15 protein-coding genes and 1 riboswitch are annotated in these 19,333 nt (G+C 33.2%); of the genes, 13 read left to right on the forward strand and 2 right to left on the reverse strand.

Going from position 1 to position 19,333, the window contains the following annotated elements; all coding sequences use genetic code 11:
- The first annotated feature begins 259 nt into the window (after positions 1–259).
- The 11 genes from ftsE (at position 260) to CN925_RS06850 (ending at position 14,324) form a co-directional block, all read left to right on the forward strand.
- On the forward strand, positions 260–946 hold the full coding sequence (ftsE, locus tag CN925_RS06795) for a cell division ATP-binding protein FtsE (RefSeq protein WP_098845502.1): 687 nt from the start codon (positions 260–262) through the stop codon (positions 944–946).
- A complete protein-coding gene (ftsX, locus tag CN925_RS06800) occupies positions 936–1,829 on the forward strand; it encodes a permease-like cell division protein FtsX (protein WP_098845503.1) in 894 nt (297 codons plus the stop codon). The genes ftsE and ftsX overlap by 11 nt, the downstream gene beginning before the upstream one ends.
- 135 nt (positions 1,830–1,964) lie before the next feature.
- Complete coding sequence (locus CN925_RS06805) at positions 1,965–3,341, forward strand: murein hydrolase activator EnvC family protein (protein WP_098845504.1); 1,377 nt, start codon at positions 1,965–1,967, stop codon at positions 3,339–3,341.
- 250 nt (positions 3,342–3,591) lie between these two features.
- A complete protein-coding gene (locus CN925_RS06810) occupies positions 3,592–5,055 on the forward strand; it encodes a catalase (protein ID WP_098845505.1) in 1,464 nt (487 codons plus the stop codon).
- Positions 5,056–5,233: 178 nt separating this feature from the next.
- A complete protein-coding gene (locus CN925_RS06815; protein ID WP_098845506.1) occupies positions 5,234–6,667 on the forward strand; it encodes a S41 family peptidase in 1,434 nt (477 codons plus the stop codon).
- Between the two features lie 251 nt (positions 6,668–6,918).
- On the forward strand, positions 6,919–8,112 hold the full coding sequence (locus CN925_RS06820; RefSeq protein ID WP_098845507.1) for a PDZ domain-containing protein: 1,194 nt from the start codon (positions 6,919–6,921) through the stop codon (positions 8,110–8,112).
- 340 nt (positions 8,113–8,452) lie between these two features.
- Positions 8,453–9,886, forward strand: coding sequence for a PTS mannitol transporter subunit IIBC (locus CN925_RS06825; RefSeq protein ID WP_098845508.1), 1,434 nt, complete (start codon positions 8,453–8,455; stop codon positions 9,884–9,886).
- A 21-nt stretch (positions 9,887–9,907) separates the two neighbouring features.
- Positions 9,908–12,010 (forward strand): BglG family transcription antiterminator, encoded by a 2,103-nt coding sequence (locus tag CN925_RS06830; protein WP_098845509.1) that lies wholly within the window; start codon positions 9,908–9,910, stop codon positions 12,008–12,010.
- A gap of 11 nt (positions 12,011–12,021) precedes the next feature.
- Positions 12,022–12,459, forward strand: a complete 438-nt coding sequence (locus CN925_RS06835; protein WP_098845510.1) for a PTS mannitol transporter subunit IIA — start codon at positions 12,022–12,024, stop codon at positions 12,457–12,459.
- Between the two features lies 1 nt (position 12,460).
- The gene (locus tag CN925_RS06840) at positions 12,461–13,624 is read left to right on the forward strand and encodes a mannitol-1-phosphate 5-dehydrogenase (protein ID WP_098845511.1); all 1,164 of its coding nucleotides are present in this window, start codon (positions 12,461–12,463) and stop codon (positions 13,622–13,624) included.
- A 250-nt stretch (positions 13,625–13,874) separates the two neighbouring features.
- A complete protein-coding gene (locus CN925_RS06850) occupies positions 13,875–14,324 on the forward strand; it encodes a ferritin-like domain-containing protein (protein WP_098845513.1) in 450 nt (149 codons plus the stop codon).
- Positions 14,325–14,504: 180 nt separating this feature from the next.
- On the opposite strand, the gene rluF is transcribed toward CN925_RS06850, so the two are convergent.
- Positions 14,505–15,221, reverse strand: a complete 717-nt coding sequence (gene rluF, locus CN925_RS06855) for a 23S rRNA pseudouridine(2604) synthase RluF (RefSeq protein ID WP_098845514.1) — start codon at positions 15,219–15,221, stop codon at positions 14,505–14,507.
- Positions 15,222–15,414: 193 nt separating this feature from the next.
- Positions 15,415–15,516, forward strand: a riboswitch (purine riboswitch).
- Between the two features lie 87 nt (positions 15,517–15,603).
- Between rluF and CN925_RS06860 the strand changes: the two genes are divergently transcribed.
- Positions 15,604–16,905 (forward strand): NCS2 family permease, encoded by a 1,302-nt coding sequence (locus CN925_RS06860; protein ID WP_098845515.1) that lies wholly within the window; start codon positions 15,604–15,606, stop codon positions 16,903–16,905.
- A gap of 76 nt (positions 16,906–16,981) precedes the next feature.
- Here the strand turns inward: CN925_RS06860 and CN925_RS06865 are convergent, their stop codons facing one another.
- Positions 16,982–18,316, reverse strand: a complete 1,335-nt coding sequence (locus CN925_RS06865; protein WP_098845516.1) for an APC family permease — start codon at positions 18,314–18,316, stop codon at positions 16,982–16,984.
- Between the two features lie 285 nt (positions 18,317–18,601).
- Here CN925_RS06865 and CN925_RS06870 point away from each other — a divergent pair, with 285 nt between their 5' ends.
- Positions 18,602–19,309, forward strand: a complete 708-nt coding sequence (locus CN925_RS06870; protein ID WP_180232881.1) for an MBL fold metallo-hydrolase — start codon at positions 18,602–18,604, stop codon at positions 19,307–19,309.
- Positions 19,310–19,333: the final 24 nt, after the last annotated feature.

Below are 19,333 nucleotides of genomic sequence, written 5' to 3' on the forward strand. Positions count from 1 at the left end.
AGTTACAATTTTCCATAATTTGTTAAATAAACTTTTAAATCGTTCAGAAACAATCTTGCTGTTTATTAAAATGTAACATAAATTTATCAATTTTGACATTTTTTAAGTGGTATAATAGAGGAGCTTAGCTGAAATTATCGAAATATGTAAATAGTAGGCGAAATAATAAGATCAAGTAATTTTTTAGTATAATTTCATCCAGAATGGATCTTATATAGTTTGATAGAAGAAAACGGAACAAAAAATTAAGGAGAATGTCATGATTGAGTTAAAAGATGTTTATAAGACTTATCCTAATGGTGTTCTTGCGGTAGATGGTATTAATGTAAAAATTCGCCAAGGTGAATTTGTGTATGTCGTAGGACCAAGTGGTGCCGGAAAGTCGACATTCATTAAAATGATGTATCGTGAAGAAAGACCATCAAAGGGTACAATCTTAATTAATGGAATTGATTTAAGTCATATGAAGGATAAAAAAGTTCCTTTATTACGTAGAAATATTGGGGTAGTTTTCCAAGACTATAAATTATTACCGACCTTATCAGTTTATGAAAATATTGCATTTGCACTTGAAGTTATTGAAGAAAACCCAAAAACTATAAAGAAGAGAGTTATGGAAGTACTTGAACTTGTTAAGTTAAAACACAAGGCTCGATCATTACCAACAGAGCTTTCTGGTGGTGAACAGCAACGTGTTTCGATTGCCCGTTCTATTGTAAATAAACCAAAAGTAGTAATCGCCGATGAGCCAACGGGTAATCTAGACCCTGAGACTACGTGGGAGATTATGGATATATTTAAAGAAATCAATGATCGTGGAACAACTATAGTAATGGCGACTCATAATAAAGAAATCGTAAATACGATTAAGCGACGTGTAATTGCAATTGAAGATGGAAAAATTGTACGCGACCAAGCGAGAGGAGTGTACGGTTATGAAAGCTAGAACTGCAAAAAGACATGTTCGTGAAGGGCTACGTAGTTTAAAACGAAATGGTTGGATGACGTTTGCATCGATTAGTGCTGTTGCCGTTACGTTAATGCTTGTTGGCGTATTTTTAGCCGTAATCATGAATGTTAATCATATTGGAACTACTCTAGAAAAAGATGTTGAAGTACGTGTTTTAGTTGATTTAACAGCAAACAAAGAGCAACAAGCTACTTTAAAAGAGGAAATCAAAAAATTAAATCATGTAACTACTGTAAAGTTCTCATCTAAAGATCAAGAACTAAACAATCTAATTAAAAGTATGGGAGAAGATGGGAAAGCATTCCAACTGTTTGAACAGCAAAATCCGTTAAATGATACGTATATTGTTAAAACCGATTCTCCAGATCAAATTGCACCAGTAGCCAAAAAAATTGCAGGCTTAAAATATATTGATGATGTAATTTATGGTAAAAAACAAGTTCAAAAACTATTTAATGCAGTTTCAGTAGGTCGTAACATCGGTTTAGTACTGATTTTCGGACTATTATTTACTGCGATGTTCTTAATCTCTAATACGATCAAAATTACAATCATGGCAAGACGACGTGAAATTGAGATTATGAGATTGGTAGGGGCAACTAATAACTTTATTCGTTGGCCGTTCTTATTAGAAGGTTTACTTCTAGGTGTTCTAGGATCAGTTATTCCAATAGTTTTACTTTTAACTGGCTATAACGTCATTTATGATATGCTAATGCCAAAATTAGCAGGAACAATGTTTACATTATTACCATTTTCACCGTTTGTGTACCAGCTATCTGCAGTATTAATCGGTATTGGTGCAGTAATCGGAATGTGGGGTTCTGTTATGTCAATTCGTAAGTTTTTACGTAAATAAGATAAAATTTTTTATTTATAGTTTTATTTTTTAATAGAGTAATACGATTGATAAGCTCTAGTTCCGAATTTAACGTCTGTCTGAGTTGATACAGGTACTAGGGCTTTTCTATATACATATAAGGAGGGATCTTAGATGAATAAGAGAAAATCATCGAAAGTAATAACGATTATGTTATGCAGTACTTTCATCATCGGTGCCATCCCATCCGTTTCTTTTGCTGAAAGTAAATACCAGTCTGAAATTGATCGCATTATAAAGAAGCGTAGTGAGGTTAAGGATAAGACGGATGCAACAAAAAATAAAATTGCTGATATAAAGCATGATCAGCAAGAAGTCGTTGCGGAACTTAAAAAACTTGATGCTCAGATGAAACTGACTAAGCAAAAAGTAAGCCAAACTGAAGATGCAGTTAGTGATGGGAAAAAGCAAATTTCAAAACTTAAAGAAGAAATTAAGTTTATTGAAGAACGTATTAAATCGCGTGAAGAATTGTTGAAAAATCGTATGCGTTCTCTTCAAAAAGCTGGCGGCATGGTATCTTATATTGATGTCATTTTAGGTGCTAATAGTTTCGGAGATTTAATTCAAAGAATGAATGCTGTACAAACTATTATGAAGGCCGACGAAGACATTATTAATCAGCAAAACTTGGACTTAAAAGAAGTAAGTGCTAAAAAAGATGATTTGACTAAAAAGCAAGCAAAAATCGAAAGAGATTTAGCGAACTTAAAGAGTTTAAATAATCAACTTGCAAGTCAGGTTAGCGAAAAGAACGAATTAATGGCTTCATTAAAAGCTAAAGAAAGTGAAGCTCATGAAGATGTTTTAGATTTAACGGAACAAGATCAATTACTAGCAAGTCAGCAGGCTGCAATGCAAAAAGCGCTAGAAATCGCTAAAAAACAAGCTGCTGAAAGAGCTGCGGCTGAAGCAAGACAAAAAGCAGAGGCTAAACGTAAGGCTGAAGCTGAAGCTGCTGCAAAAAGCAAAAAGCCATCTACTAGTACAAATCATTCAAATGGATCTGGAAGCTCTAGTAGTTCAGTTAATGCTAGTAACTCAGATAGTACTAGTAGTTCTGAAAACACACCAACTGTTTCAAGTGGTAATTTCACAAGACCAGCAAACGGCTATGTCTCTTCTGGATTTGGACAACGTTCATTTGAAGGTGGAGAGTTCCATGAAGGAGTCGATATCGCCTCAGCGGGTAGTGTACCAGTTGTAGCGGCAGGTGATGGGGTTGTAATTCGTGCTTATGTTTCATCATCTTATGGTAATTGTGTATTTATTACACATAACATTAATGGTCAAGTTTGGACGACCGTATATGCTCATTTAGCTAGTTTTAATGTATCAACTGGACAAACTGTTTCAAAAGGTATGAAAATTGGTTATATGGGAAATACAGGTCATTCTACTGGACAACATTTACACTTTGAATTACATAAAGGTGAATGGAATTACGCTAAATCAAACGCAGTAAATCCTATGAGTTATATTAATTTTTAGTTTACTTAAAAACCTATCCTACAATTTTAGGATAGGTTTTTTTTGCTATTTAATAAATTGAAGAAGCGCTAATTGTGGAATCGTAATTACTTTTATAACTAAGTAGTTCTACCTACAGTATTATGTGAAAATTATGCTCGATCAAACTTCTAGATTATAATAATTATAATTTGATATTGATTTTCATTATAAGTTAGATTACTATATAATTATTACTAGATTATAATTATTCTAATTAAGGAGAGATGATATGACAAATAACCGATTAACAACAAATCAAGGCGTGCCAATTGGAGATAATCAAAATTCACTTACAGCGGGACGTAGAGGTCCAACTTTATTAGAGGATTATCAATTAATTGAAAAACTAGCTCATTTTGATCGTGAAAGAGTACCTGAACGGGTTGTCCATGCACGTGGAGCTGGTGCACACGGTGTTTTCATAACAAAAAATAGTATGAAAAAATATACAAAAGCTAAGTTTTTACAAGAAGCCGGAACAGAAACACCAGTTTTTGCTCGTTTTTCAACAGTTATTCATGGTTTACATTCTCCTGAAACATTACGTGATCCTCGAGGATTCGCTGTAAAATTCTATACAGAAGATGGGAACTATGATTTTGTAGGTAATAATCTTCCGGTATTTTTTATACGGGATGCAATGAAATTCCCTGATATGGTTCATGCATTAAAGCCGGATCCAAGGACTAATTTACAAACACCTAACAGATATTGGGATTTCATGTCTTTAACACCTGAGTCAACAAATATGTTAGTACATCTATATTCTGATGAAGGTATTCCAGCGAACTATCGTCAAATGAGAGGTTCAAGTGTTCACGCATATAAATGGGTAAATGAATATGGTAATACTGTTTACATAAAACTTCGTTGGGTACCTAAGCAAGGAATTGAAAATCTATCAATGGAAGAAGCTAGTGAGATTCAGGGCAAAGATTTTAATCATGCAAGCCGAGATTTATACGATTCGATTGAAAATGGGGATTTCCCAGAGTGGGACTTATATGTTCAAGTATTAAATCCAGCAGATATGGAGGATTTCGACTTTGATCCATTAGACGCTACAAAAGATTGGTTTGAAGATGTAATTCCTCGACAATTTGTTGGAACGATGATTCTTAATCGTAACCCTGAAAATGTATTTGCAGAGACTGAATCAGTTGGATTTAATCCTGGCGTGTTAGTTCCAGGTATATTACCATCTGAGGATAAGTTACTACAAGGAAGATTATTCTCTTATTCAGATACACAAAGATATCGTATTGGGGCAAATTATATGCAACTTCCAATTAACTGTCCTTTTGCAAAAGTAGCAAATGGTCAAAGAGATGGTCATATGCCTTTTGGTCAGCAAACACATCAAATTAATTTCGAACCAAATAGCTACTCCGATACGCCGAAAGAGGATACAAATTATGTTGAAGTAGCTCAGCCATTAAGTGGTGTTTCTGAGCGCAAAAAAATAGAAAAAACAAATGATTTCGGCCAAGCAAAAGAAGTGTGGAATAGATACAGTAAAACGGAACAAGATGCTGTTGTTAAAAATATTAGTGCTGATCTAGCAGATGTAGATGAAAAAATTCAGCTTCGTGCAGTTTGTAACTTCTATCGTGCAGATACAAAATTAGGTGAGAGACTTGCAAGTAAATTAGGTATTAATTTAACACCATACTTACAACATTTGCCTAAATAAATTAAACTCTTCAAATAAAAATTTATTAAATCGTGTTCTACTTGCAAACATAAGTGATACAGGCTTATCATATAATAGAACAGAAATGGCATCGCACATCTGTGTGATGCTTTTTCAAATACATACACTATTTAATAGATTTGTACGTTCTTAAGGAACGAAAAATAGGAGGTTCTGTATGAATCGTAAAACGACGGCGCTACTTGCAACAGCCACATTTGTTGTTGGTATGGGGGTAGGTACATTTGCATTTAATGATGGTACAAGTACAATTGTTTCAAAATTCTCTGAGAGTAAAGAAGTAAAAGCTTCTGAAGATGAAAATATTGCTAAAATACAAAAGGCTTACGAAATTATTGCAAATCAGTATGTGAAAAAGATTGATCCGGATAAATTAACTGAAGGTGCAATCCAAGGTATGGTAACAACTTTAGATGATCCGTTTTCTACTTATATGGATGGAAAGACGGCTAAACAATTCCATGAATCACTAGGTTCATCTTTCCAAGGAATCGGTGCGGAAGTTTCTAAAGATGGTGAAAAACTAATTATTGTATCCCCAATTAAGAATTCACCTGCGGAAAAAGCTGGTATAAAACCAAAGGATGAAATTTTATCGGTCGATGGTAAGAGTGTAAAAGGTTTATCACAATATGATGCAGTGCTAAAAATCCGTGGTAAAAAAGGAACAAATGTAACGATTGAAATAAAACGCCCTGGAGTTCCGGACCCAATTAAATTTACAATTAAACGTGATGATATACCAATGTATACAGTATTTAGTTCAGTGAAAAACGTAAAGAACGAAAAAATTGGTTATATTCATATTACCTCATTTAATGAAAAAACAGCTGACGAGTTTAAGAAAGAATTGAAAAAGCTAGAGGATCAAAACATCCAAGGTTTAACAATTGACGTTCGAGGAAATCCTGGTGGTTACTTACAAGCTGTAGAAGGCGTTTTAGAAGAATTAGTTGTAAAAAGTGAGCCTTATTTACAGGTTGAAAATAGAAATGGACAACGTGAAAAGTATTATACTAAATTAAATAAAGCGAAACCATATCCAATTGATGTATTAATTGATAAAGGAAGTGCATCTGCGGCTGAAATTTTAGCAGCAGCATTAAGTGAAGCGGGAGATTATGAATTAATTGGGGAAAAATCTTATGGTAAAGGTACTGTCCAATCTACATTAGATTTCAAAGATGGTAGTAATATTAAGTTAACTCAATTTAAATGGTTAACTCCAGATGGTACTTGGATTCACAAAAAAGGTATTAAACCAGATGTTGCTGTGAAACAACCTGATTACTTCTACGCTACACCAATTGATAAAAAGAAAACATTTAAATTCGATGACAATGATGAAAATATTAAACAAGCACAAATCATGTTAAAAGGTTTAGGATACGACCCAGGCCGTAAAGATGGATATTTTAGCAAGCAAACAGAGACTGCAGTTAAAAACTATCAAAAAGCTGTTGGGATTACTGTTAATGGTAAGATTGATCCCCTAACTTCAGAAAAACTTGAATCATCGTTAATTGGTAAAATTAAAGATGAAAAGAATGATCTGCAGTTAGAAAAGGCTTTAGATATGGTAGCTCAATAATATAGTACAAAGAGGACAATTTTGTATTGTCCTCTTTGTATCGATTTATTTCGTCTCCATTTGACATAATTCCCGGGAAATAGATTTGAAATTACAATCCGTGCAGGAGTTTTAACTTAGTATGTCGAAAGTACACTTTATGGAGAAGTGTGCTTTTTTTATTGCTTTGTAGTATATTCTCTTTGAAAAAACATCAATAAACCGATAACATAAGTATATCAATCTATTATATAAAAAAGGTGGTGAATGTTATGTGGTCAAATTTATTATCTGAACTATTAGTTGGATTAGGTAAGCTATTTTTAAATCCATTTACTTATATATTTTTTATCGCATCAATTTTCTGTGGTAATTTACGCGTAAAACGAGAACGAAAGCATTTTTCAGTGCGAAATTTTAATGTAACGTTCGAATGGAAAACTTCACTATGGCATGGATTAATGATTGGATTAATTCTCTCAGTTATCACATTGGTAGTTGGAATTAGCATCCCGGTTGAAATGGTTTATTTACTAAGTGTATTAACGATTATTTGTGCACTAATATTACAATTCAGATGGATGTCTCCTGCTTATCTATTTGGACTAGCATTAGTTGCTCTTCCATTACTAAATAGAGGGCAAGATTCAGTACCTTTTTTGAAAAATTTTATACCAAATGATCTGAATGCGATGCTCCCTGCTATAACAATTCTATTGGCTTTACTTTTACTAGCCGAAGGGATTTTGGTTCAGCGTAATGCTGCAAATCATACAACTCCTTTATTTATTGAGAGTAAACGTGGAAAAAGAGTAGGGGCACATGAGTCAAATAGATTATGGATGGTGCCATTATTTTTATTAATACCAAGTGGTTCAATCGTTAGTGACTATTCATGGTGGCCTTCACTAGCATTAGGTGATAGTGGGTATTCAATTCTTTGTGTACCTTTTGGAATTGGATTTTATCAATTAATTCAAGGAATGCTACCAAAGGAATCAATTAAGGTTGTTGGTAAACAAATTGTGACTTTAGCAATGATAGTTAGCGTAGGCGGAATTTTAAGTTATTTTATTGGTTTTGTTGCATTTATAGCTGTAGCAATTGCAGTAGTGGGACGCGAAGCTATAAACTACATCCATAAAAGTAAAGATATTAATACACCATCTTACTTTACAGTAAAATCAACTGGCCTAATTGTTTTAGGAATTTTACCTAACTCTGTTGCGGATAAAATGAATATAAAAGTAGGCGAAAGCATTACAAAGGTAAATGGACAAAATGTCTCTACTGTTAATGAGTTTTACGAGGCACTACAAATTAATCGTGCGTACTGCAAATTAGAAGTAGTTGATTTTAATTCTGAGATACGTATAACTCAATCTTCTGTTTATGAAGGTGAACACCATGAGTTAGGATTTTTATTCCCAGAAGAAGAATCAAAATATAGTGGACAGGTCGGATAAGGGTAGTAAGTTGGAAGCTTTCATTCTTACAATATAAAATTAGAAGGAACATATTCATCAATTGGGTATGTTCCTTTTTTCTATTGTTTATGTCAGTTTATGAGGCTTATGTATTGGTGTTCTCGTAGGTATTATGTTGTATTTTTAGGTGAGTTTAGAGACCTATTGCCCAGGTAGGTGAAATCTATCATTCTATTAATAAGAAGAGACTATAGTTAAAGATAGTTTAGCCCTTTTAAATTTTGTCACATCAGTAAGTGACAAATACGAATATTCATTTCATTGTATTGAAACTGTAAGCGTTTTATCATTTGAATATAAGCTACAAAAGGGAGGTAAGATTTTGAATACAGATAGGAACAATCATATAAAAGTAAAAATTCAACGGTTTGGTAGCTTTCTAAGCGGTATGGTAATGCCAAACATTGGTGCTTTTATTGCATGGGGATTAATAACAGCACTATTTATACCTACTGGATGGATACCTAATGCTAAGTTAGCGGTATTAGTAGGTCCAATGATTACTTATTTATTACCATTGCTAATTGGTTTTACTGGTGGAAGAATGGTTCATGACGTTCGAGGTGGAGTTATTGGTGCAATTGCAACAATGGGGGTAATTGTTGGTGCAGAGATGCCGATGTTCCTTGGTGCAATGATTATGGGACCACTTGGCGGTTTGGTGATTAAGAAATTTGACCAAGCTATACAAGGAAAAGTTAAGTCAGGATTTGAGATGTTAGTTAATAATTTCTCAGCGGGTATTTTAGGAGCAGTTTTGGCAGTAATTGGCTTAATAGGTATTAATCCAGTTGTATCAACACTAACAGAAGCATTAGCGAATGGCGTTGATCTGATGGTAAGAGCAAATGTCATTCCATTGGCTAACATATTTATCGAACCGGCAAAAATCTTATTTTTAAACAATGCTATTAACCATGGAATTTTGAGTCCAATTGGACTAGAGCAAGCAAAATCAGCTGGAAAGTCACTTCTATTCTTACTTGAAGCTAATCCAGGGCCGGGCTTAGGCGTACTATTAGCCTATACGATATTTGGCAAAGGTACAGCTAAACAAACAGCTCCAGGAGCAGTAATTATCCATTTCTTGGGTGGGATTCATGAAATTTATTTCCCATATATCTTAATGAGACCTTTATTAATTGTTTCGGTTATCGTTGGTGGTGTAGCTGGTACATTTACTTTTAATATATTAGATGCAGGTCTAGTAGCAGCAGCTTCACCGGGAAGTATAATTGCCATTCTAGCAATGGCACCAAAAGGTGGTTACTTACCAATTCTTGCGGGAGTATTTGTTGCAACAGCCGTTTCATTTATAGTTTCAGCTGCAATTCTGAAATCATCTAAGTCAGTTGCATCTGATGAAGATTTAGAAAGAGCAGCTCAAAAAACACAAGACTTAAAAGGAAAAGAAAGTAAAGTAGCTAGTCTATTACAGACTGAAAAAGAAGTAGCTAGTTCAATTGGTATTGATAAAGAAGTGAAGAAGATCATTTTTGCTTGTGATGCTGGTATGGGATCAAGTGCCATGGGAGCATCAATATTACGCAAAAAGGTAAAAACAGCGGGGATAGAATTAGAGGTTACAAATGTAGCAATTAATAATTTACCAAATGATGTAGATGTTGTCATAACTCATAAAGATTTAACTGATCGGGCGAAAGCAAAAGTACCGAATGCAGTTCATATCTCAGTAGAAAACTTCTTAAATAGTCCAAAGTATGATGAATTAGTGAATTCTTTAATAAAATAATTAAAATTTAAAGAGGTATATATGTATATATCAGCAAGAGAAAGAGAAATCATTAATTTATTGTTGGATCATCCGGATGGAATCAATGTTCAAGAGATTGCAGAGAACTTAAATGTTAGTAGTCGAACTGTGCAACGGGAATTAAAGGGAGTCGAAAGTATTGCCTCTGCACACAATCTTTCTTTTAAAAAGGTATTAGGTGTTGGAATGTATCTTGAAGGGACACCTGAGCAAAAAAATGAGCTTCAAATTTCAATATTAAAAAGTGCACAAGAGTTTACTCAAAAAGAAAGACAAGAGTTAATTTTATGTTCCTTATTAAAAGAACCAGAATCTATTAAACTAAGCTCACTAGCAAAAGAGTTACAAGTTACCGTTGCTACAGTTAGTAATGATTTAAATAAAGTAGAAGAATGGTTAAAGGACTTTGACTTAGATCTAATTAGAAAGAAAGGGTTTGGCATTGCTTTACTAGGCTCTGAACGAAAAAAAAGAAAAGCACTAGGACATCTAATTGCACAGCAATTAAATGAATACGAGTTTTTATCTGTAGTGGAAGATGAGTATGAGTCTAGGGATCGGTTCTCAAATGGATTAGTAGAAATAATAAAACTAGAAAAACTCACCATGATCGGAAAAATGATTCGAGATATTGAACAACAATTGCCTTATTCTCTAGCTGATAGTGCGTTTATGACATTTACGATTCACATATCTTTAGCCATAGAAAGAATTATTCAGGGCGAGGTCATACAAATGGATCAAGAGGTTCTTGAGGAATTAAGAACCTCTAAGGAATTTAATATCGCAAGTCAGATCGTCATGGAATTAGAAGAAGTGTTTAAAGTTCATATTCCAAATGCTGAAATAGGGTATATTACGATGCATTTATTAGGTGCAAGGCAGCGACAAGAGAAAAATGATTGGTTAGAAGAGAGTAGTACAGAAATTATTGTAGGCTCAAAAAAGTTAATCAATTATGTATCTAAAGAACTTGAACTAAATTTTGATGAAGATAAAGCCTTATTTGAAGGATTAATAACCCATATTGAACCAGCAATCTATCGAATTCAAAAAAAGCTAGATGCAAATAATCCTTTGGCAGGTCAAATTCAAGAGGATTACCCTGCACTTTTTAGAATCATTCATGAAGGATTAATTGAAGCTTTTCCATCGATTGTGTTTCCAACTGAAGAAATAGCTTATCTTGTCTTACATTTTGCCTCATCTCAAGTAATCTATGATAACAGTAAAGTGGTTAGAGCGCTTGTATTATGTTCAAGTGGAATCGGTTCTTCTAAAATGCTAGCGAGTCGAATTAAGAAAGAAATTAAAGAAATAACTGATATCGAAGTATCATCGTTAGCAAATTTAAGAAATATTCAAATTGACCAATTTGACATTATTTTATCTACGGTTGAAATGCCGGGATTTTCGAAAAAATATATTACCGTAAACCCTTTATTGCCAAAGAAAGAGGCTGAGCAGATTCGCCATGAAATAAAACGTAATTCACTTACAACGGAAGCAGCTCTATTAAGAAAGCTCCATAATAAAAAGTCAAAAAAGCAGGTGAAGCCTGCAACGCCTGAATGCATTAAACAAAATTTTGAAGTAGTTCATCAGTACTCAGAAACTGTACTTCATATTTTGAATACATTTGAAACAATTTCATTACCATTTATTCCAACTAGTTCCGTTTTATTATTGGAAGTATGCAAACAGGCAAATAGTAGAGGATTAATAGGTGATTATTTTGAAGTGACTAATCAATTGGCGGAAAGAGAAAAGAAGGGTGGCTTAGGGATACCAGGTACTAGCATAGCTCTTTATCATTGTCGTTCAGAATATGTTATGAAACCAGTGTTTTTATCCTTTTTGCTTCATGAGCCATTGGTAGTCAAAGCAATGGACAATTCGTCAATAAAAATCAATACATTACTTTTATTATTAGCTCCAGTTGATCTGCAAACGGGTCAATTAGAGGTGTTGAGCACAATTAGTTCAACAATTATTGAAGATGAAGAATCAACACGGATTTTTACATCTACTAACTATACAGATATATATAACAAATTAAGCTATGCATTATATGAAAATTTACAAAAAAGATTTAAGAATTGAGGTATTGGATAATGATTCAAACAGTATTACCAACAGAAAATGTTTTATTAAATGTAGATGTGAAAACAAAAGATGAAGCTATTCGTTTAGCAGGGAATCTTTTAGTAAGTAACGGTTATGTAAAGGAAAATTATATTGAAAAAATGATTGAAAGAGAAGAGTCCTTAACAACTTATATGGGTAATTTTATTGCGATTCCACATGGCACTGAGGAGTCTAAACAAGAGGTAATCTCATCTGGGATTTCGATTCTTCAAATTCCTAACGGAGTAGACTTTGGGAACGGAAATATTGTAAAGATTGTATTCGGTATTGCGGGCAAAGATAATGAGCATCTTGAGCTATTATCCCAAATTGCGATCCTTTGTTCAGAAGAAGAAAATGTACATAAATTAGTTGCGGCCACATCAAAAGAGGAACTAATTTTAATGTTTAGCGAGGAGGAGTAAGATGTTAGCTGTACATTTTGGCGCAGGAAACATTGGAAGAGGATTTATAGGACAATTATTACACAAGGCAGGATATGAGATTTGCTTTGTTGATGTAAATGAAGAGATTATTAATGAACTAAATGAGAAGAAATCATATACTGTCATGTTGGCAGATCATACCCAAGAAAAAATAAAGATAACAAATGTTAGAGGGATTAACAGTCTGAAAGATCCCCAGGAAGTAGCAAAAGTAATCTCACAGGCAGATATTATAACAACTGCAGTAGGTCCTTCTATTCTTCCTAAAATAGCAAAGCTACTTGCCGACGGTTTAATTGAAAGGATTGAGAAATCAGATAAAGCGTTAAATATAATAGCATGTGAAAATATGATAGGTGGAAGTACTTTTTTAAGAGAAGAAGTTTATTTGAACATGACATTATCTCAGAAGAAAAAAACTGAACAGTCGGTCAGTTTTCCGGATGCTGCAGTTGATCGAATCGTTCCAATTCAAAATCATGAAGATAAATTATTAGTAGCAGTAGAACCATTTTATGAGTGGGTAATAGATCAATCAAAAATGATAGGTGAAGTTCCAGTAATTAATGGTGTGACTTATGTAGAGAATTTACTTCCTTATATTGAAAGGAAATTATTTACTGTAAACACTGGCCACGCAGCGACTGCATATTTAGGGAATTTCTACGGATATAAAACAATTAAAGAAGCAATTTCTGATGAGAATATTAGAGATACTGTTAGTTCTATTTTAGACGAAACAGGTAAGTTATTAGTTAAAAAATATAACTTTGATTTAGATGAACATAGTACTTATATTAAAAAAATAATCGGTAGATTTGATAATGAATTCATTTCAGATGAATTAACTCGAGTGGCTCGTTCTCCAATCCGTAAATTAGGAGCTAATGACCGTTTTATTAAGCCAGCAAGGGAGTTAATAAACTTTGGGATAACGCCTAACTATTTAGTTAAAGCGATTGCAGTTGCTCTATTTTATAAAAATAATGATGATCATGAAGCCGTTGCACTACAAAGATTCCTACAGGATCATTCTGTAGAAGAGTTGCTCGTTAAATATTCAGAATTATCAGACTCGAATGACTTAATTAGTTTAATTGTTGATGAATACAATCAGTTAGAGAAGGACTTACTTGTACATTAATTTTACTGGAATGATAGATTTTCTAAAATCATTAAAAGGGACAGATTCAAATGGATCAGTCCCTTTTAGCTATTATCCCCACTTTGAATTGCTTTTTCATCCTGTTAGTTTTGAGAGAAAAATAAAGAGAATAAAAAAACAGAAAATCTTTCCCTTACTTTTTTCTAAACACTACTCTGTCTTAATCTAGACAAACACTCAAATCTCCATTTATGCATACAGTATTATGGAATAAAGAGGAGGGGAAGGTATGTATTCTTATCAAAATTCAAATTATTATTTTGATTATTATAGACAGATGGATACAGAGTTAGAAAGAGATATTGAGAAAGCAATTAACTTAAAATATAATGCAATCAATTGCTATGCAGAGTTAGTCAGCCAAGCGCCTAACGATGCTACAAAGAAAGTAATTAATGAAATTCGGGAAGATGATGTTCGACATTATCAAGCGTTCCAGCAAATTTATCGAATTTTAACTGGAAGAACCTATACAGGAAGTATTACTCAAGTATGTGCTAAGACCTTTAAACAAGGTATTGAGGGCTCATTTATCGGAGAACAATACGATAGTCGTTTTTATTTAAAAATTGCTGATAGTACAACGAATCAAACGATTAAAAATGTCTTTTATCGTGCAGCCATTGAAGATGGTATTCATGCAAATTGGTTTTTATACTATATGATAAAAAATATATAAGAATTCGATGGAAAAGCATTACTAGAAGTAGTGCTTTTTTTGGTTGATGAATGAAAATCATAAAAGTTTAAAGTAAACTAGACATACAATATCATGCTAATTAGGTTAATGAAATTCAATTCAACAGTTCTTTGGGCAAAAAAAGACTGATTCAATTAAAATTGAATCAGATTTTTTTATTTACCATTCATTTGGTTCGTAATTTAATTCTCTAAATAACTGAGTTTTTTCTTTCTTAGATAAGTCTCTCCATTGACCAATTGGTAGATTACCTAGATGAATATTCATAATTCTAGTTCTTTGTAATCGATAGACTTCATATCCAAGCGCCTCACACATACGACGAATTTGACGGTTTAAACCTTGTGTTAAAATGATTTGGAAATCATATTTTGAAAGTTGTTTCACTTCACATGGTAAAGTTTTCGTACCTAATATTTTTACCCCTTCAGACATTTTGGTTAAAAAGTCAGAAGTTATTGGTTTATCGACTGATACGATATATTCTTTTTCATGCCTATTTTCAGCACGTAAAATTTCATTTACGATATCTCCATCATTTGTAAGGAGAATCAAGCCTTCAGAATCCTTATCAAGTCTTCCAATATTAAAGATACGTAAGGGGTGGTTTACAAGATCAACAATATTCCCTTTAACACCTTTTTCAGTAGTACTTGTAATACCTACTGGCTTGTTTAAGGCTATATAAACATGATTTCGAGCTAGTCTAATATGTTCACCATTTACAATTACTTCATCACCAGGTTCAACTTGATCGCCGACTTTTGCTACTCTACCATTTAATTTTACTCTTCCTTCACTAATTAACTTATCCGCTCCACGTCTCGAAGCCTTTCCAGACTCACTTATAAATTTATTTAAACGAATGTTAAACAACCCCTTAAATTCTAAATTATAGTTTCAGAATAACATATATAGCATTTTAATGAGAATACCATTCGACTTTTCCTAAAGGTACCTTTACACAATTGTTATTTACTACTATTTTATCCACATTCATTATAATATTTTCTAAATTATATAACAATAATGTTTTTGTTGACAGACTGTAAGGTAGGTCGTATGATGGAAAAATATATTAATATTTTCTCATATAAACTTGGAAATATGGTTCAAGAGTTTCTACCTAGCATCCGTAAACTGCTAGACTATGAGGAAGAGCTCTGGATTTTTGTTTTCTTTACAATGTAAAACTGCCTGCTTTTTCTCCTGAAAAGTGGGTAGTTTTTTTATTTTAGTATAATAAAGGAGTCGTTACATGTTTCAACTTAAAGAACGAAAAACTTCATTTAAAATTGAAGTTTTAGCCGGTTTAACTACATTCTTAACATTGGCTTACATCATTATTGTTAATCCTATGATTTTAAAAGATGCGGGTGTACCATTTAACCAGGCGTTTTTAGCTACTATTTTAGCTACAATTATTGGCACTTTAACAATGTCATTAATAGCTAATTATCCAATCGTTATTGCACCTGCTATGGGGTTAAATGCCTATTTTACTTATTCTGTAATTGGAGGACATAATCTTCCATATTCAGTAGGTTTTTCTGCTGTTTTTATTACTGGACTTTTATTTTTACTACTTTCTTTAACATCTTTCCGAACAAAATTGATTCAAGCAATTCCTGCTAACCTAAAGCATGCAATTGCTGCTGGAATTGGTTTATTTATCACCTTTATTGGTTTGCGTTTATCAGGTATTGTCGCAGATCATCCTACTAATCTAGTTCAACTTGGTGATTTTAGTTCCCCTAAAGTTGCACTTACATTGATCGGTTTACTAATAACAATTGTATTTATGGCACTTAACTTAAATGGAGCATTATTTCTAGGGATGATTACGACAGGTGTAATTGCCTATTTTACCGGTCAGTTAAATTTTGCAAATGGCTTTGTTGCTATGCCTCATTTACCAAAAGGAATTTTAGTATACAACCCAATTGATTCAGTGAGAGACATTATTGAGTATGGACTTTATAGTGTAATATTCTCATTCTTACTTGTTATGTTATTCGATACAACAGGAGCTTTACTAGCAATTGTTAAACAAGCAGGTCTTATCAAAAATGATAAGTTAGAAAAGGGAGGAAGTGCATTCTCTGCTGATTCAATTGGTACAATTGTTGGTGCGATGCTAGGAACAAGTCCGACTGCAGCAACAGTAGAATCCTCTGCTGGTGTTGGTGCTGGTGGGAAAACTGGTTTAACATCATTAACTGTTGTAGTGCTATTCGTAATTGCAGCATTTTTTAGCCCCATGATCGGTTCTGTATCAGAAGTTGCTGCAATAACTGCGCCTAGCTTAATTATCGTTGGCTGTTTTATGATTAAGAGTATTTCGGAGATTAAATGGGATGATTTTGAAGAAGCATTCCCTGCATTTTTAGTCATTGTTAGCATGCCATTAACTTCAAGTATTGCAAACGGTATTGCTTTAGGCTTTATTTCTTATCCGATTATGAAAATCGTAAAACGTAAATTTAAAGACGTGCATCCATTTGTTTATTTATTTGCTGTATTATTCTTAGTTCAATTATTATTTTTTGCACATAAATAATAGAAAACATAAAAGCAGGTAAATGATCGTGAATTCTTTTACCTGCTTTTTATTAACTTTAAAATCTTATTATCTATTAACTTGCTTTATATTTTTCATCGCTTGTAATCGTTGACTTTAGTTTCCAATAAACAGGTAAACCAACAATTGCAATACCAATTGACACAAGTGCATCTAATGGTGCATTTATAATCGTACTACCAATGATGTAAAGTGTACCTATAATTGCCACAATCGGGGTAATAGGGTATAAAGGTACTTTATATAATTTATTTCCACCTTTATCTTTTTTACGTAATATGAAGATCGCATTAAATGCTAGTCCATAAAATAAAAAGACTGCAAATATAGCCATATCAGAAAGTCGATCTGGGTTCCAGAATATCATCATTGCTAATGCTAAAACAATTTGAAAAATTGTTGAGCCTACTGGCGTATTAAATTTAGGGTGAATACTAGATAATACTTTTGAACCAGGTAGGAAGTTTCGTTCTGCCATTGCAAATGTAACCCTTGGGAATGTAAGAATTTTGCCATTTAAACAGCCAAAAATAGAAACTAAAATTCCGATGGCGAGAATTTTTCCACCGATATTTCCAAATAGTGAAGAAGCTGCCGCAGTAGCTGCATTAGGACCTAATTCAACAATTTTACTTGCAGATAAAACATGTAGCATTGCGATATTAACAGAAAGATAAGCTAAAATAACAATTACAATACCAGAAATAATTGCTCTAGGAAGAGTCTTTGAAGGATTCTTCATTTCACCTGCCATAAAACCTACATTCATCCAACCGTCATATGCCCATAAAGTGGCTAATACTGCTGCGCCCATACTAATTGCATGAGTAGAACTACCGCTCTCTGCATTAAAAACTGATACGTCCCCTTGAAGAATACCAAAAACCGCAATTAAAATAATAGGAACTAGTTTTCCTGCAGTAGAGATAGTTTGAATAAATCCACCAAGTTGAGTGCCTAATATATTTAGACCACCAAGCAATATAATTGTGATAATACCAATCAATTTGCTACTTCCCTGAAAACCGAAAAAATCTGCCAATAAAGAGCCAAAATAAAGACTAAGAGCACCCATAACAGCTGGTCCATAGACAATGGTTTGTACCCAACCGCATAAAAATCCCCATTTCTCACCATAAACCTCTTCAATGTAAGCATATAATCCACCAGTTCTAGGGATTTTTACACTTACTTCAGCAATCGTTAATCCACTTGCTAGTGTAATAACGCCACCGATAATCCACGCTAAAAGAGCCATAGTAGAGTTAGCAGTTGAAGACAGTACGATTCCAGGTTTCATAAAGATTCCGGAACCGATTACTGTACCGATTACTAAAGACGTTGATACGAAAAAGCCAATATTTTTCTTTAAATTTAGTTCTTTTCCCACATTAAACGCTCCTTCCAGGACTATAATTTATAAAATTAGAAGAATTATAGCATATTAATTTTCTAATTTATTTTTTTCTGAAAAGTTAAATTTATGTCTTTGTATTTTTCATATAGTGGATCAGGCTTTTTACTTCTGATGAATCGATCATACTATTTATTCGTAATAATTATAGAACATATAGATAAAAGGTTATTTGTCTTAAATATCGAACACTATAAAGTAAGTATTTCAGATCTATTTAAGTTATGCAAAGAATGCTCTATATTTTGTGGAGGTGAAGACGTGGAAGTTTCTTTTGAACGGGTGGTCGATAACATATACGCATTAGCGATATGGGATACCGAATGGAAGTCATATAATAATTGCTATTTTATCATTCAAGATAATGGTGTTACTCTTGTTGATTCAGGAAAAAAAATCCATTCCCAGTATATTAGGAAAGCTCTGACTGAATTGGGTAAAACAACAGAAGACGTCCATCTCTTCTTAGCTACACATGGACATGAAGATCATATTGATGGTTCTCGTATTTTTAAAAACGCTAGGAAATTTATCCATTCAAATGATAATGCTTTAATTGATTCACTTGAATTAACTCAATTTAGTAATGACCTTGATGATTTTGAAGTAATAAAGGAATTTGACTATGATTTAGTTGGATATCATACACCAGGTTCAGTCATTTTTTATCATCGTCCAACAAAAGCAGTTTTTACTGGTGATTTCTTATGTTTCTTTGGTGATCCTTTATCAAAAGACGGACTAGTCTCTATAGGAGATGACCTTAGAAATGAGTGGATAAAGTATTTGGGAGATGGAGGAGTATCAACAGAACACTTAGAGTATTTTCTAAGTGGACTAAGAAAAATAATTCGGTTTGATAGTAGTGTAATGTGTACAGGTCATGGCGGTGTACTAGTAGGTAATATTAAAGAGTTTATAAGTGAACTAATTGAAGTCGGAGTACAATATAGTAAAAGAGGAGGCTGATTCTATATAAATCAGTCTTTTCTT

Origin of the sequence: Bacillus sp. AFS055030, assembly GCF_002574545.1 — a bacterium.
GTDB lineage: Bacteria > Bacillota > Bacilli > Bacillales > Bacillaceae_G > Gottfriedia.

Bases quoted from the DNA above. Each gene is read 5' to 3' on its own strand.
- ftsE (WP_098845502.1), top strand. From the start codon at position 260: ATGATTGAGTTAAAAGATGTTTATAAGACTTATCCTAATGGTGTTCTT.
- ftsX (WP_098845503.1), top strand. From the start codon at position 936: ATGAAAGCTAGAACTGCAAAAAGACATGTTCGTGAAGGGCTACGTAGT.
- CN925_RS06805 (WP_098845504.1), top strand. From the start codon at position 1,965: ATGAATAAGAGAAAATCATCGAAAGTAATAACGATTATGTTATGCAGT.
- CN925_RS06810 (WP_098845505.1), top strand. From the start codon at position 3,592: ATGACAAATAACCGATTAACAACAAATCAAGGCGTGCCAATTGGAGAT.
- CN925_RS06815 (WP_098845506.1), top strand. From the start codon at position 5,234: ATGAATCGTAAAACGACGGCGCTACTTGCAACAGCCACATTTGTTGTT.
- CN925_RS06820 (WP_098845507.1), top strand. From the start codon at position 6,919: ATGTGGTCAAATTTATTATCTGAACTATTAGTTGGATTAGGTAAGCTA.
- CN925_RS06830 (WP_098845509.1), top strand. From the start codon at position 9,908: ATGTATATATCAGCAAGAGAAAGAGAAATCATTAATTTATTGTTGGAT.
- CN925_RS06835 (WP_098845510.1), top strand. From the start codon at position 12,022: ATGATTCAAACAGTATTACCAACAGAAAATGTTTTATTAAATGTAGAT.
- CN925_RS06840 (WP_098845511.1), top strand. From the start codon at position 12,461: ATGTTAGCTGTACATTTTGGCGCAGGAAACATTGGAAGAGGATTTATA.
- CN925_RS06850 (WP_098845513.1), top strand. From the start codon at position 13,875: ATGTATTCTTATCAAAATTCAAATTATTATTTTGATTATTATAGACAG.
- CN925_RS06860 (WP_098845515.1), top strand. From the start codon at position 15,604: ATGTTTCAACTTAAAGAACGAAAAACTTCATTTAAAATTGAAGTTTTA.